15 protein-coding genes and 1 tRNA gene are annotated in these 13,993 nt (G+C 71.9%); 4 read left to right on the top strand and 12 right to left on the bottom strand.

Features of this window, described 5'->3' with window-relative positions:
- The first annotated feature begins 102 nt into the window (after positions 1–102).
- Positions 103–954 carry a tetratricopeptide repeat protein gene (locus tag NITAL_RS18635; RefSeq protein WP_052667656.1) on the top strand — a complete coding sequence of 284 codons (852 nt, stop codon included), beginning with the start codon at positions 103–105 and terminating at the stop codon, positions 952–954.
- A 9-nt stretch (positions 955–963) separates the two neighbouring features.
- Here the strand turns inward: NITAL_RS18635 and NITAL_RS18640 are convergent, their stop codons facing one another.
- Positions 964–4,038, bottom strand: a complete 3,075-nt coding sequence (locus tag NITAL_RS18640; protein WP_052667657.1) for a hypothetical protein — start codon at positions 4,036–4,038, stop codon at positions 964–966.
- Positions 4,039–4,178: 140 nt separating this feature from the next.
- On the opposite strand from NITAL_RS18640, the gene NITAL_RS18645 reads away from it, so the two are divergent.
- The gene (locus NITAL_RS18645; RefSeq protein WP_052667658.1) at positions 4,179–4,682 is read left to right on the top strand and encodes an acyl-CoA thioesterase; all 504 of its coding nucleotides are present in this window, start codon (positions 4,179–4,181) and stop codon (positions 4,680–4,682) included.
- A gap of 3 nt (positions 4,683–4,685) precedes the next feature.
- Here the strand turns inward: NITAL_RS18645 and NITAL_RS18650 are convergent, their stop codons facing one another.
- Positions 4,686–5,102, bottom strand: a complete 417-nt coding sequence (locus tag NITAL_RS18650; RefSeq protein ID WP_052667659.1) for a hypothetical protein — start codon at positions 5,100–5,102, stop codon at positions 4,686–4,688.
- Between the two features lie 111 nt (positions 5,103–5,213).
- On the opposite strand from NITAL_RS18650, the gene NITAL_RS18655 reads away from it, so the two are divergent.
- The gene (locus NITAL_RS18655) at positions 5,214–5,834 is read left to right on the top strand and encodes a TetR/AcrR family transcriptional regulator (protein ID WP_052667660.1); all 621 of its coding nucleotides are present in this window, start codon (positions 5,214–5,216) and stop codon (positions 5,832–5,834) included.
- Here NITAL_RS18655 and NITAL_RS18660 read toward each other — a convergent pair.
- A complete protein-coding gene (locus tag NITAL_RS18660) occupies positions 5,818–6,573 on the bottom strand; it encodes an amino acid ABC transporter ATP-binding protein (RefSeq protein ID WP_342674209.1) in 756 nt (251 codons plus the stop codon). The two genes, NITAL_RS18655 and NITAL_RS18660, sit on opposite strands and share 17 nt — an antisense overlap.
- 180 nt (positions 6,574–6,753) lie before the next feature.
- Here NITAL_RS18660 and NITAL_RS27500 point away from each other — a divergent pair, with 180 nt between their 5' ends.
- The gene (locus NITAL_RS27500; RefSeq protein ID WP_157041949.1) at positions 6,754–6,921 is read left to right on the top strand and encodes a hypothetical protein; all 168 of its coding nucleotides are present in this window, start codon (positions 6,754–6,756) and stop codon (positions 6,919–6,921) included.
- Positions 6,922–7,008: 87 nt separating this feature from the next.
- Here the strand turns inward: NITAL_RS27500 and NITAL_RS18665 are convergent, their stop codons facing one another.
- The 9 genes from NITAL_RS18665 to trpC form a co-directional block, all read right to left on the bottom strand.
- On the bottom strand, positions 7,009–7,749 hold the full coding sequence (locus NITAL_RS18665) for an ABC transporter permease subunit (RefSeq protein WP_052669807.1): 741 nt from the start codon (positions 7,747–7,749) through the stop codon (positions 7,009–7,011).
- Positions 7,750–7,890: 141 nt separating this feature from the next.
- Positions 7,891–8,724 (bottom strand): basic amino acid ABC transporter substrate-binding protein, encoded by an 834-nt coding sequence (locus NITAL_RS18670; protein ID WP_052667661.1) that lies wholly within the window; start codon positions 8,722–8,724, stop codon positions 7,891–7,893.
- 145 nt (positions 8,725–8,869) lie between these two features.
- The gene (locus NITAL_RS18675; protein ID WP_052667662.1) at positions 8,870–9,469 is read right to left on the bottom strand and encodes an ANTAR domain-containing response regulator; all 600 of its coding nucleotides are present in this window, start codon (positions 9,467–9,469) and stop codon (positions 8,870–8,872) included.
- Positions 9,466–9,768, bottom strand: a complete 303-nt coding sequence (locus NITAL_RS18680) for a hypothetical protein (protein ID WP_052667663.1) — start codon at positions 9,766–9,768, stop codon at positions 9,466–9,468. The genes NITAL_RS18675 and NITAL_RS18680 overlap by 4 nt, the downstream gene beginning before the upstream one ends.
- 144 nt (positions 9,769–9,912) lie before the next feature.
- Positions 9,913–9,986: transfer RNA gene (locus tag NITAL_RS18685), tRNA-Leu, on the bottom strand.
- Positions 9,987–10,002: 16 nt separating this feature from the next.
- On the bottom strand, positions 10,003–10,869 hold the full coding sequence (locus NITAL_RS18690) for an HNH endonuclease (protein ID WP_052667664.1): 867 nt from the start codon (positions 10,867–10,869) through the stop codon (positions 10,003–10,005).
- A gap of 121 nt (positions 10,870–10,990) precedes the next feature.
- Positions 10,991–11,821: a tryptophan synthase subunit alpha gene (trpA, locus tag NITAL_RS18695; RefSeq protein ID WP_211262511.1), complete on the bottom strand. Its 831-nt coding sequence runs from the start codon at positions 11,819–11,821 to the stop codon at positions 10,991–10,993.
- Positions 11,818–13,125 (bottom strand): tryptophan synthase subunit beta, encoded by a 1,308-nt coding sequence (trpB, locus tag NITAL_RS18700; RefSeq protein ID WP_083441753.1) that lies wholly within the window; start codon positions 13,123–13,125, stop codon positions 11,818–11,820. Before trpB ends, trpA begins: the two co-directional genes overlap by 4 nt.
- The gene (trpC, locus tag NITAL_RS18705; protein WP_083441754.1) at positions 13,122–13,976 is read right to left on the bottom strand and encodes an indole-3-glycerol phosphate synthase TrpC; all 855 of its coding nucleotides are present in this window, start codon (positions 13,974–13,976) and stop codon (positions 13,122–13,124) included. The genes trpB and trpC overlap by 4 nt, the downstream gene beginning before the upstream one ends.
- Positions 13,977–13,993: the final 17 nt, after the last annotated feature.

A 13,993-nucleotide genomic window follows, 5' to 3' on the forward strand; every position in this document is an offset into this window, starting at 1 on the left:
AGTGAGCGGCACCCTTCGGCCCCCGCGGTCGTCCGCTCGCGCGGCCCCTGCCCGTCCTCCCCCGCTCCCGCCCAACTCCCCCGCTCCCGCCCGAGGTCCTCCGTGAGCACCGACCTGTCCCCGCCCGCCTCGCCGCTGGTCTTCGACGTCACCGACGCGCAGTTCCAGACCGCCGTCATCGACCGCTCGCACACCACCCCCGTGGTCGTCGACCTGTGGGCCGAGTGGTGCGGACCGTGCAAGCAGCTCGGCCCGATGCTCGAGCGCGCCGTCACCGCCCGCGGCGGGGACGTCGTGCTCGCGAAGGTCGACACCGAGGCCAACCCCGAGGTGGCTCGCGCCTTCCAGGTGCAGAGCATCCCGGCGGTCTTCGGCCTCCGCGACGGCAAGGTCGTGGCCCAGTTCGTCGGTGTCCGCCCCGAGGCCGAGATCGAACGCTTCCTCGACGACCTCGGGCCGTCCGAGGCCGATCGGGCCGTCCAGCGTGCGCGCGTGCTGGACGGCGACGAACGTGAGGCCGCCCTGCGCCACGCCCTCGAGCTCGAACCCACGCACCGGGAGGCGGCGGTCGGGTTGGCGGAACTGCTCGTCGAACGCGATCCGTCGGCTGCCATCGAGCTGGTCCTCCCGCACCGGCCGGACCCCGCGGCGGAGGCGGTCGTGACGCGGGCGGAGCTTGCCCGAGGTGGCGCGGACGACGCCGACCTCGCCGACCTGCGCGCCGCCGTCGCGCGAGGCGATGCCGACGGGGCCACGCTGCTCGAGCTCGGCCGATCGCTGGCGGCAGCAGGCGACTACGAGGAGGGGCTCGACCACCTCCTCGCCGCCGTGCAGCTCGGTGGCGAGGTCCGCGAGCCGGCCCGCGAGCAGATCGTCGCGCTCTTCAACGTCCTCGGCGACGCGGATCCACGGGTCCAGGCTGCCCGCCCCCGCCTGGCGCGCGCCCTCTTCTGACCCCGCAGGTCAGCGCGAGGCGTGCACCATGCGGCGGGTCGACAGGGCGACGAGGCCGGCCAGCAGCAGCATCAGCGAGAGCAGGCCCGCGCCGGACTCGTCCGGTGACGCGGCGCCGGCGGCCACCGCCCGGTGTGCGCCGACGACGCCGCCACCGTGGTGGACGTGGTCGTGCAGGTCGGATGCCCGCGCCGGCCCGGTGGGTGCCTCGACGACGACGTCGTCCAGGCTGCTGGACGCTCCGAGGGTCTGTGCGCCTCCCGGCAGTTGCTCGACGACGGCACCGAGGTCGACCTCGACGGCCACCCCGTCCCCGTCGAACGTCACGTCGACCACACGCAGGTCGCCCGCCTCGTCCTCGGCGCAGTACACGAACGCATCGCCGTCACGGTCGATCGGCTGACCGATGGCGCGCAGGAACCCCTCGACGTTCAGCCCGAGCAGCGCGTGCAGATCCTCGTGTTGGAGGGTCGAGCCGTCGACCACGCAGTCGTTGCCGCCGTACGCGGCCCGTTCCCACATCGCCAGGTACTGCTCCGACGCGTTCAGCATGTCGCGCAGGATCGCCTCGCCGCCGCCCCGTTCCGCGTGCCGTTCCTCGGCCGCGAGCTGCACCTCGTGGAACCAGTCGGCGAACAGGCCGTAGTGGGCGACGCCGTCGGTGTTGATGTCGTAAGGCTTGACGCCAGAGACCTGCTGCCCGAGGTGCACGCCACCGATCGGTGCCGCGAAGCCCTGCGCGTAGTCGATCCGCTCGGCGACCTCGCCGCCTCGCGGTCCGGGCTGTCCGCCGAGACCGTTGGTGTCGGCGCCGTAGCCGAGACCGAAGTCGTAGCCCTCCGGCGCCCAGCGGGCGGCGTACTCCCGCAACGTGACCCAACGGTCCGCGAACCCGCTGGCGGTCGACGTGCGCGGTGCCACCACCCCGTCGAGCTCGTAGATGCGCTGGTAGATGACCTCGTTCGCCCAGCTGTGGCTCGACATCAGCCCCGGGTGGGTGCGCCCGCCAGCGTCAGGACCGCCGCCCACTTTGCCGATGCCCTGGCCCTGGCCTCTCCCGGGTCTGCCCGGCGCGGCTCCCTCGTCGGCGGCCTCCCGCTCCGCGATGATCTCCTCGATGAGGTCGAGGGCCTGACGCTGGGCCAGGGCGCTCATGTGGTCGGGATCGAAGATGACACCGTGCTCCACCAGCCGCCGGATCAGGTGCGCGCCGAGGTCGGTCAGCCCGCGGGTGTTGCAGTGCGGACCTGGGCCGTACAGCGGCAGCGCGTACCCACGGGTGGCCCCGCTGAGCTCGATCACCCGTGCGGCCAGCTCGTCGATCTCCTCGGGGAACCCGTCGGGCGTCTCGTCCACGACGTTCATCTGGGTCTTGTCGTGCTCGTCGCCGTGGTCGTGGGAGTGGTCGTCGGGGCAGGTCTGCATGTCCCAGAAGTGCCCGGTGACGTACCGGTTGCCAGCGTTGACCACCAGGCCCGTGGTCCCGCCGTCCCCGGTCACGCCGGTCAGCGCGTTGTCGAACTTGTTGACGATCTCCATCTGGCGGACGCCGAGGTCGACGACCTCCTGGAGCCGTTCGTCGATCTCGTCCTCGGTGCACTGCGGCTGGTCCAGGATCTCGCCGCAGTCGAACAGGACCGACACCTCGATCCCGAGCACGATCGCCAGGCGGCCGGCGTTGATGGTCTCGCGGGCCTGGGCCGGTGAGGTGACGATCCGCAGCCACCCCTCGCCCGGGCCGCCCGACTGGGCATCGATGTAGTCCTGCAGCTCGTACAGCCGCTGGGCCTGCAGGCGGACGCCGTCCATCTCGTTGCACGAGTTGCGCTTGTACGGGTAGAGCTGGCACAGCGCGGTGTTGTCGACCAGCAGGTTGGTGGTCAGGCGCAGGCCCCCGAGGTAGGCCCGTTCGAGCCAGCGGTAGTAGTACTGCTCGTGGGTGAGGGTGTCGTGCTGCGGCCAGTAGGCGAAGGTCGGCCAGCCGACGGGGTCGTAGTCGGTGATGGGCTCCTGTGGTCCCTTGCCGGCCAGCGGGACCTCGAGCACCCCGTTGAGGAGGGTGCCACCCTCGGTGCAGTCTCCGAGGGCGTACTCGACGCCGTAGGGGTGCCACGGCTGGCCGCAGCGCAGCTCGCCGCCGAGGAACTCGAACGCCATGCCGTGGACGTGCGCCTCGAAGAACCCCTCGACGCGGCTGCCCGGCGCCGTCCCCGTGGGCGCGGGCCTGCCGTCGGCACCGGTGTCGATCTCGGGCCAGGTCGCGCAGGGGCGTCCGTGCGTGTCGTCGGGGACGTGGTGGAAGACCAGCGGCGCGGCGTCGTCCGCCGGGACCAGCGCGAGCTCGCCGTCGATCACACCGAGGGACCGGTCCCGGTCCGGCAGGGTGAGCACGTAGGTGTTGACCTCTCCACCCTCGACGTCGACCTTGCGGTCCGGGTCGTCACCAGCTGCGGCGAGCTCCCAGTCCGCGTCGGGGCTCGGGTGGGCCGCCACGGCGACGCGGGACAGGCCGTCGACCGGTAGCGCGGCCAGCTCGGCGGGCGGTGCCGGCAGGGTGCCGAGGAGCGGCAGCTCGGGGAGCGCCGAGACGGCCGAGACGTAGCCCCGCACGTCCCACCAGGCGTCCTCGTGGCTGGTGTCGGGGCCCTCGTTGGCGGCGAGCAGGTAGCTGCCGAGGCGGGTCGCCTGGAGGTGGAACGGCACGGCCGAGGCCTCGTCGGCGAGCGTCAGGCCGGCCCCGTCGCGGGCGACGAAGCCGACCTCCGGTGCCTCGATGGCGTAGCACCCACCTGCGAGCGCGTAGCGGTCCTCGGGCTGCGGCAGGCGGTCGTCGACGTCGCGGTCCTCGACCAGTTCGAAGGGGACCGCCGCGGCGCTGGTCCCCGGATCGGGCTCCGGCATGACGTCGCCGCCCCCCGGCCCGGGGCCACCGGGGCCGTGCCCCTGACCGTTGCCTGGGGCGTTCCCCTGGCCGTTCCCGGGCCCCTGGGCGTGCGCGTCCACCCCGGGGAGGGCGAGCAGCAGCGCAGCGAGGACGCCCGCGACGACCCCTGCACGGACGCGGCGGCCTGCGATCTGGTTCACGAGAGCTCCCGACCCTGCGGGCACGCCGGTGCCCGGTCCTGGACCCAACGACCCGGATACCGGTTGGTTTCGCCGTGATCCGCCCGAGCCCCTCCCTCTCCCCTGCGCGGCCCACGGACGGCGTGCGCTTGACTGCACGCATGAGCGAACTCACGCCCCGCCCCGTCCGCGACAGCCTGGTGATCTTCACCCGCCCGATGACGTTCCACGACGCCAACGGGCTCGGCAACGTCCACGGCGGGGTGATCATGCACGAGGTCGACACGGCCGCCGGCGCCGCCTCGGCGCGCCACGTCGGTGGCCCGTGCGTGACCGCCGCGATCGACGAACTGTCGTTCACCGAGCCGGTGCACGTGGGCGACCTGCTCGTGGTGACCGCCTCGGTCAACGCGGCGGGCCGGCGCTCCCTCGAGGTCGGCGTCAAGGTCGAGGCCGAGCCGTGGCTCGGTGGCCCGCGCCGTCACACCACGTCGGCCTACCTGGTCATGGTCGCGATCGACGCCGAGGGACGCCCCCGTGAGGTCCCGCCGCTGGTGGCCGAGACCGAGGACGAACGGCGGCGGGAGGCGCAGGCCGCGATCCGGCGCCAGATCCGCCAGGAGCGGCGCAGCCGGATCGGTGCCTGGCGTCCCGACGTCGTCTGAGGCTCACGCGGTCAGCAGCCCCACGCCGAGGGTGAGCACGCCGGCGACGAGGACCGCGACCCCGGCCCACAGCAGCGCGATCAGGCCGTTCGGGCGCTCCACGTCGCGCCCGAGGACGGACAGGAAGAACCCGGCCGGGATCAAGATGGCGGCCGCGGCGACGCCGCTGCGCGCGAGGGAACCGGGCAGCCCGCCGAGTCCGGCAGCGTCGACGAACGGCTGGGTGGCCAGCGCCAGGATGACCAGCACACCGGCGTGGGCGTGCCCGGCCCGGAAGAAGCGCCGCTGGAACTCGGTCGCCGGCGCGCTCCCGCGCGTGACCCGCAGCACGAACGTCCCGCCGAACGCGATCGTGGCCACCGCCAGGATCAGCACGCCGGCGATGCGGATCGAGGCCTCGCTCAGCAACGTGGGTTCCATCGGGTGCCTCCTCGTGACACGTCAGGCCTTGTTCGCGAACATCGTTACATAACGACGTTACGCCAGGTAGGCTCCGGTCGTCAAGCACGGACCGACGAAGGTGGAGCAGCGGTGGCACGCCCCCGGGTGTACGGCGAATCCACGCGACGCGAGCTGATCGACGCCGCCGGCGCCCTGCTCGCCGAGCGTGGACCCGCCGCGCTCTCGGTCCGCGCCGTGGCCGAGGCCGTCGGCGCGACCACCAGCGCCATCTACGCGCTGTTCGGCTCCAAGGCCGAGCTGGTCCGCGGCATGTACGTGGCCGGGTTCGCGGCGCTCGACGACCACCTCGCCGCGGTGCCGGTCACCGACGACCCGTGGCGGGACGTCCTCGAGCTCGGCCTCGCGTACCGCGCCAGCGCCCTGGCCGAGCCGCACCTGTACCGGGTGATGTTCGATCGGCCCGTGGTCGAGTTCGTGCCGGACGCCGACGATGCGGCCTTGGCGCTCGGCACGCTCGCCCACCTCGAACGTGCGACGGCGCGCATCGAGGCGACGCTGGGACTGCCGCGCGGGCTCGACCTCGCCACCGCGACCCGAGCGCTCTGGGCGCGGGCCCACGGTCTCGCGACGCTCGAGCTGGCCGGTGGTCTCGGCGACGGGGGCGAGGCACTGTGGCGCGCCGTCCTGCTGGCTGACCAGCACGGCTGGCGGTCACGCGGCGCCAGCGATCCGGTCAGCCCACGAGGCTGAGGAACCGCTGGGTCCGCTCGTGCTGCGGGTCGTCGAGCACCTGTGCCGGCGGACCCTGCTCCACGATCACACCGCCGTCGATGAACACCACCCGGTCGGCCACCTCGCGCGCGAAGTGCATCTCGTGGGTGACGATCATCATCGTCATCCCCTCGTCGGCGAGTCGTCGCATGACCCCGAGCACCTCCCCCACCAGCTCGGGGTCGAGTGCGGAGGTCGGCTCGTCGAACAGCATCAGGTCCGGATCCATCGACAGGGCGCGTGCGATCGCCACCCGCTGCTTCTGACCACCCGACAGGTGCGCCGGGTAGGCGTCGCGCTTCTCGGACAGACCCACCTTCGCCAGGTTCAGCTCAGCGACCTCGATCGCCGCCTGCTTGGACCGCCTGAGCACGCGCTGCTGCGCGATCGTCAGGTTGCGCAGCACGGTCAGGTGCGGGAACAGCTCGAAGGACTGGAACACCATGCCGACCCGCGAGCGGATGCCGTCGACGTCGGCGTCCCGGTCGGTGATGTCCTCCCCCTCGACGAACACCTGTCCCGACGTCGGCTCCTCGAGGCGGTTGACGCAGCGCAGCATCGTGGACTTGCCCGACCCCGAGGGGCCGATGACGCAGACGACCTCGCCCTCGTCGATGGTCAGGTCGATGCCCGTCAGCACCTGGTTCTCCCCGAAGGACTTGTGCAGGTCGCGCAGCTCGATGGCGTGCGCGCGGCGGGGGGCCGACGAGAGGCTCACGCGGGTGGTCTCCGGGTGCCGTGGTGCACGGGACGGGCGGGCGGTCGTGGGAGCCTACGGGCCGGCAGCCGCCACTGTCCCTTCGACGTCACCGGACCGGCGCCTGCGTGTAACCCGATCGGAACGCGGGCTCCGTAGCGTCGCCTCACGTCATCCGCCAGTGACGCAGAGGAGGTAGCAGTGAGCGACACCGACGTACTGGGGCTGCGTGTGCAGCTGACCCGGGCCGTGTCGATGCTGATGCAGCCCACCACGGAGCGGCCAGAGCCCGCCATCCTGGCCGCAGCGCTCCGTGACGTGGTCACCGCCTCCGAGTCAGCGCTCGGGAGCCTCACGGCTCCCCGCTGACCCTCGGTGGGACGGCAGCGGCTCCCCCCTCTCCCGCGGAGCTGCTGCCGTCTCACCGTGTTCTCCCCAGCCGGGACGGGTCGTACCTCAGCGCGTGCGGGCGTTGCGTCGCTCGAGGACCGCGACGAGCTGGGTCATCGGCACGGTGATGAGCAGGTAGACGAACCCGACGACGATCAAGGGGGTCGGGCTGGCGCGCGCCTGGAGGAGGTCACGGCCGAACTTGAGCAGCTCCTTGGATTGCACCGTGGTCCCGAGCACGAACAGCAGCGAGGTGTCTTTGATCAGCAGCACCAACTCGTTGGTGAGCGGAGGGATGATGATGCGGAACCCTTGCGGGATGACGATCGAGCCCATCGCCCTCGTGTGCGTCATACCCAAGGAGCGTGCGGCCTCCATCTGGCCCTTGGGGACCCCCTCGATCCCCGCACGGATCGTCTCCGCCATGTACGCGGCCGCCACCAGACCGAGCCCGAGGGTGATCTGCCAGAGGATCGGCCAGCGAGTGCCGAACGCGAGGGGGATCCCGAACCCGATGAGGAAGATGGTCAGAAGTGCGGGCAACCCGCGGAAGATCTCGATGTAGACCGTCGCGAGCCACCGGTAGGGCGCCACTGAGGACAAGCGCATCAGGGCCAGCAGCAGACCCAACGCCAGGCCGAATACGAAGGCAAGGAACGTGTACAGGATGGTGTTGCGGGCCGCGATCGTCAGGACGTCGGGGAACATGTCCCGGGCGATGTCCATGTCGAAGAAGCGGCTCCGGATCCTCGACCAGTCGGCGAACACCACCACTGCGGCCACGGCTACGACGAAGATCGCGTACATGAGTAGGCGGACGAGCTGCTGACGCTGACGCTTGCTCACGTGCTCACCTCCGACCAGCGGGGCGGAACCTACTCCGAAGGCGCTGAGCGAACTCGGAGGGGGCCCGGTGGGCCCCCTCCGTTCGCCGCTCCAGCGGATCGGTCACTCCGTCGCGAAGTACTTGTCGTAGAGCTGCTCGTACGTGCCGTCGTCGCGCACGGCGCCGAGGCCATCGTTGATCACCTGCAGCAGATCGTCAGCCCGGTCCTGCTCGAGGGCGAAGCCGTAGTTCTCGTCGGTGTCGTACTCCTCCACGACTTCGAGCTCGTCGGTGTCGCGAGCCCGCTCCGCGTTGACCGGCAGATCCTGGAGGACGGCGTCGATCTGGCCGGAGTCGAGGGCGACGAACAGGTCACCCGGGTTCTCGAAGGCACGGATCTCGGCTCCCTCGACGTTCTCCTGGGCGTACATCTCGCCGGTCGTCCCCGACTGGACGCCCACCACGGTGCCCTCGAGGTCATCGATCGAGGCGATACCGGAATCGCTCATCACCAGCAGCGACTGCAGTGCTTCGTAGTACGGCTCCGAGAAGTCGATCTGCTCCGCGCGCTCCTCGGTGATCGTCATGGCGGATGCGGCGACGTCACACTGGCCCGTCGCCATCGCGGTCCCGGAAGTGAGCGCCTCGAAGCCTGTGACGGTGACCTCGACATCCAGATCCGCACGCTCGGCGATCGCCTGGATCAGCTCGATGTCGAACCCGCTGTAGCCGATGTCGCTGTCGGGGTCCTCGAACTCGAACGGCTCGTAGGGGATGTCGGAACAGACGGTCAACGTGCCCTCGTTGACCAGCTCGAGATCGGCTGCGGCCTCGCCACCATCCGCCGCCGTGCCGTCGTCGGTGGGTTCGGTGTCGCCGTCACCATCACCACACGCGGTGGCGAGGAGCGCGAGGGCGACGAAGGCTGTGCTCGCGCGACGGGTGGTGCTACGCATCAGATCCTCCAGAGGTCGGCGGTCGTGTCCGAAGCACGGTGGACCACACGGGCCCTACGACCGCGGTCGGACCCCAGCGAACCTAGCCAACGGGGTCGGCGAACCAGCCGGCCGACGCGCGCTCCTCGCCGCGTGACGGCGGAGGTCAGCCCTCGAACTGCTCGATGATGCGCTCGGCGACCTGCTTCATGGTCTGACGCCGCTCCATGGCCTGGCGCTGCACGAACCGGAACGCATCCGCCTCGGACATGTCCTGCTTCTCCTGGAGCAGCCCCTTGGCCCGCTCGACGAGCTTGCGGGCCTCCAGGCGGCCCTGGAGGTCGTCGACCTCGCGCTCGAGCCCGGACAGCTCACGGAACCGGCCGGCCGCGATCTCGACCGCGGGGAGCAGGTCGTGCTTCTGGAAGGGCTTGACCAGGTAGGCCATCGCACCCGCGCGGCGCGCCTTCTCGACCAGATCGCGCTGGCTGAACGCGGTCAGGATCAGGATGGCCGACAGCCGGTCCTTGGCGATCTCCTCGGCGGCCTGGATGCCGTCCATGACCGGCATCTTCACGTCCAGGATCACCAGGTCGGGGGTCAGCTCGCGCGTGAGGCGCACGGCTGAGGCCCCGTCGGCCACCTCGGCGACGACCTCGAAGCCCTCCTCCTGGAGCATCTCCTTCAGGTCGAGGCGGATCAGCGCTTCGTCCTCGGCGATCAGGACGCGCGTCGGCCGGGCCTTCTCTTCGGGGGTCTCGGTCACTCGTCGTCCCTCTGCCGCGTAGCGGTGTCGAGCTCGGAGAGCCGGTCGAGGAGCCGGTCCCGCTCGGCGAGCAGTCCCATCACCTCCCGACGGGCTTCGTCGAGCAGCGCGGTGTGTCGGTCTAGATCGGTCCGTGCCTCGCGCCACTCGCGGTCCGCCAGTGGCGTTTCGGCCACGAGCTTGCGCGTCTCGGCGTCGCTGGCGACCTCGTCGAGGTAGGTGACCTGTTCGAGGAGCACGCGCTCGTTGGCCCGGGTCAGGCGCAGCTGCTCCTGGACCCGTACCAGGCGCTCACGCACCCTGTTCGCCTCGCGTGCACTCGTCGCTTCGGCCTCCGTCCGCTCGATGAGCTGTCCGGACGGGGTCCGGCGCAGCGCACGGCCGGTCCGACCGGGCGCGCGACGTTACTCGCGCACCCGGGGACCGGCCAAACGTCTGTGTCGTACCCCGGGCGGGATTCGAACCCGCAACACATCGGTTTTGAGCCGACGACCTCTGCCAATTGGGTTACCGGGGCCAGGTCCGGCGAGAGCCTACCGGCGTCCGATGTTGCGCCCGCAGTAGGTGTCGGTGAGCGCGTGGCAGTTCGGACAGAGCAGGCGCAGGTTCTCGATCCGGTTGTCGCTCCGGTCGCCACTGATGTGATCGAGCTGGAGCGGGATCGGCCCACCGAGCCAGGTGGTGAGCTCACAACGGCTGCAGCGGTGCTCGAAGATGCACTCCTCCAGCAACCGCAGCTTCAGGCCGTGGGTGGACACGTGGCTCCCCGCGACGAGCACCTCCTCGAGCGGACGCCGAGGACGGGGTGGCGCCAGCTGCATCCGCGTGTGTGCCGGCTCGAAGTGATCGAGGTCGAGACCGCTGGCGGCCAGGACCGGGCGGAGCACCCGGTAGAGCGCCGAGCGTGGGGTGAAGCCGAGGGCTCGGATGATGTCCGCCCGGTTCGAGGCGCGAGCGACCAACGCTGGGAGGTCGGCCGCCGTGAGCGCCGCACGGAAGCGCGCGACCTCACCCGGGTCCGTGCCCGCCGTACCGAGAGGACGCCGCCAGTGGGCAGTCGACCAGCCCCGCTCGGCGATCAGCTGCCGCACCGCGAGCCACTGACCACCGCCGACCTGCAGCCCGAGGTGGTCGAACACGCCCTTGAGCGAGCGAGCCTCGGCCACGGCGGCGCGCAGGTCGTCCTCCGAGTACGAGCGCCGCCAGGGCGCGGTCAGCGCACCGGCCGGAACCGGATCACCACCCGGCGGCTCCAAGCCGAGCTGTTCCATCCTCGAGCGAACCGTGGTGTAGGCAGCCCCGCCCTTGGTCAGACGCAGCCGCTCGACCACCTGCCGCATCGTGGTTGCGCCGTCGAGGGCCGCTCGGAGGTCGTCGTCGGTCCAGGTGCGTCGTGGCACGGGACGGTCCTGTCCCCCGCCCGTGGTGCCGCCGGCGGGTCACGCGGCCGCCCCCGGCGCGTCGCCCACGACGAGCGTACGACGGGGCTGCGACGTGCCCGCTGAGGCGTCGGCCGACGCCTCAGCGGCGCTCCACGCCGGCCCGCAGCTCGCGGACCAAGGCGGCGACGCGGTGGGGTGCGCCGGCAGGGTCGCCGTCACCGGCGGCCCGGACGATCGCCGAGCCGACGATGACGCCGTCGGCGTACGCGGCGACCTCCGCCGCCGATGCCGCGTCCTTGACGCCGATGCCGACCGCCACGGGCAGGTCGGTGCGGGCACGCACCCGGTCGACCAGCTCACGCGTCACGTCCTGCGACACGCCCTTGACGCCGGTCACGCCCATCAGCCCGGTCGCGTACACCCACCCGGACGAGGCGGCGCACAGCTGGTCGAGCCGCTGGTCCGACGACACGCTCGAGGCGAGGAAGACCGTCGCGAGGCCGGAGCGGTGGGCAGCTTCGAGCCACGGACCGGCCTCCGGCGCGGGCAGGTCGGGCAGGATGACGCCCGACAGACCGGCAGCGGCGCACGCTTGCGCGAACGGCCCGTACCCACGGCTGTCGGCGATGGTCACGTACGTCATCGCCAGCTTCGGGACGGCGAGGTCCCCCAGCTGCGCGACGACCTCGAGCTGCGCGTCCAGCCCGGTCCCCGCGTCGAGGACGGTCTGGTTGGCGGCCTGGATGACCGGTCCGTCCATCATCGGGTCGCTGAACGGCAACCCCACCTCCAGGACGTCCGCGCCCGCCTCGACGGCGGCCTCGAAGCACGCCGGTGACGTCGCGACGTCGGGGAAACCGGCGGTGAGGTAGATCACCAGCGCCGCGCGGTCCTCGTCCCGGGCGCGGGCGAACGCCTCGGCGATGGCGGTGTGGCCAGCCAGGTCGGCGAGGTCGGTGGGTGCGCTCACGCCTCGACCTCGCTGCCCGCCGGCCCGGCAGGGTCGCGGTCACCACCGCTGTCCCCGCGAGCCGCGTCACCGAACGCCTTGGCGACCCCGACGTCCCAACCGGCCACTTCGACCACCTCGTCGACGTCCTTGTCCCCGCGTCCCGACATGGTCAGGATGACGCGGGCTCCCTCACCGAACTGGTCGCGACCGTGCCGCAGCAGCCAGCCGACCGCGTGGGCCGGCTCCAACGCCGGGATGATGCCCTCGAGCTCGCAGGTGCGGCGGAACCCGATCAGCGCGTCCTCGTCGGTCGCGCTCACGTAGGTACCGCGCCCGGTGTCGGCGAGCCAGGCGTGCTCGGGACCCACGCCCGGGTAGTCGAGACCCGCCGACACCGAGTGCGCCGGCATGACCTGACCGTCGTCGTCGACGAGCACGATGGACCGCGACCCGTGCAGGACCGCCTCGCGGCCCTCGGTGATGGTCGCCGCGGACCGGCCGCTGCCGACCCCCTCCCCGGCGGCCTCGACCCCGATGAGGGCCACGCCCTCGACGGGGATCCACTCGGCGAACGTCCCGATGGCGTTGGACCCACCACCGACGCAGGCGATGACCGCGTCCGGGACGCCGCCGGCCGCCTCGGTGAACTGCTGGGCCGACTCGACCGAGATGACCTTCTGCAGCTCGCGCACGATGGTCGGGAACGGGTGCGGCCCCATCGCCGACCCGATGAGGTAGTGGGTCCGGTCCACGTTGGTGACCCAGTCGCGCATCGCCTCGTTGATGGCGTCCTTGAGGGTGCGGGTGCCCGACTCGACCGGGACGACCTCGGTGCCGAGCAGCTGCATCCGGACCACGTTGAGGCGCTGGCGCCGGACGTCCTCGGCACCCATGTACACCGTGCACTCCAGGCCGAACAGCGCGGCGGCCGTCGCCGTGGCGACCCCGTGCTGGCCGGCGCCGGTCTCGGCGATCACCCGCGGCTTGCCCATCCGCTGGGTCAGCAGCGCCTGACCGACCACGTTGTTGAGCTTGTGCGACCCGGTGTGGGCCAGGTCCTCGCGCTTGAGCCACACCTCGACGCCCGCCGCCTCCGACAGCCGCCTGGCCGGGTAGAGGGGGGTCGGTCGCCCGCCGTACTGCCGCCGCAGCCGGTCCAGCTCGGCGCCGAACGTCGGGTCGGCCTGCGCGTCGCGCCACGCGTCCACCAGCTGGGCCAGAGCACCCGAGAGCGCCTCGGGGACGTACTGGCCCCCGAAGCGGCCGAAGTACCCCTCCCGGGCGGTGAGGTCCGGATCGGGCTGGAGGTCGGCAGCGGTCACGGTTGGCTCCCATCTGCTGGGGGTGGTGGTTCGTCGGGCATGGGCTCGATCACGGCGCTGGTCGCCACGGTCCGGCCGGCGGCGACCAGTTCGGCGACCGCGGCCGCCGGGTCGGCGGCTCGGACCAGCGTCTCGCCGACGAGCACCGCGTCGGCTCCCTGGGCCGCGGCCAGACGCACGTCGTCGGCGTCGCGGACACCCGACTCGCTGACGGCGAGGACCCCGTCGGGCAGGAGGGGTCGCAGCCGGGCGAAACCGTCGCGATCCAGTTCGAAGGTCCGCAGGTCACGGGCGTTGACGCCCACGATGTCCGCACCGGCGCGGAGGGCGATCGCGATCTCGTCGGCGTCGTGGACCTCGGTGAGTACGTCCAGCCCGGCGGCCGCCGACTCCTCGAGCAGCGAGTTCAGCGCGGCCTCGTCGAGGGCCGCCACGATGAGCAGCACGGCGCTGGCCCCGGCGGCACGCGCCTCCCACACCTGGTAGGCGTCGACGACGAAGTCCTTGCGCAGCGCCGGGATGCCGAGCGCTGCGACGTCGGCCAGGTCGCCGAGGGTGCCCTTGAAGCGATCCGGTTCGGTCAACACCGAGACGGCGGCTGCGCCCCCGTCGACGTACGCGCGGGCCTGGACAGGCGCCTCGAGGTCGGGGGCGAGATCACCCTTCGACGGCGACGCGCGCTTCACCTCGGCGATCAGCTGCACGCCCGGCACGGCGAGGGCCTGGCGGAACGACGGGCCGGCCGGGGCGCTGCGAGCGCGTTCACGCAGGGTCTCCAGCGGTTCACGCGCGGCAGCATCGGCGACGCGGCGGTGCGCGCCGGCGAGCAGGTCGTCGAGGTAGGTGGCCACGGCACGACTTCGGTCGG

Origin of the sequence: Nitriliruptor alkaliphilus DSM 45188, assembly GCF_000969705.1 — a bacterium.
GTDB classification, from domain to species: Bacteria; Actinomycetota; Nitriliruptoria; order Nitriliruptorales; family Nitriliruptoraceae; genus Nitriliruptor; species Nitriliruptor alkaliphilus.

Excerpts from the sequence above, each read along its gene's own strand:
- NITAL_RS18645 (WP_052667658.1), top strand. The coding sequence starts at position 4,179 with ATGAGCGAACTCACGCCCCGCCCCGTCCGCGACAGCCTGGTGATCTTC.
- NITAL_RS18665 (WP_052669807.1), bottom strand. The coding sequence starts at position 7,749 with ATGTACGCGATCTTCGTCGTAGCCGTGGCCGCAGTGGTGGTGTTCGCC.
- NITAL_RS18650 (WP_052667659.1), bottom strand. The coding sequence starts at position 5,102 with ATGGAACCCACGTTGCTGAGCGAGGCCTCGATCCGCATCGCCGGCGTG.
- NITAL_RS18670 (WP_052667661.1), bottom strand. The coding sequence starts at position 8,724 with ATGCGTAGCACCACCCGTCGCGCGAGCACAGCCTTCGTCGCCCTCGCG.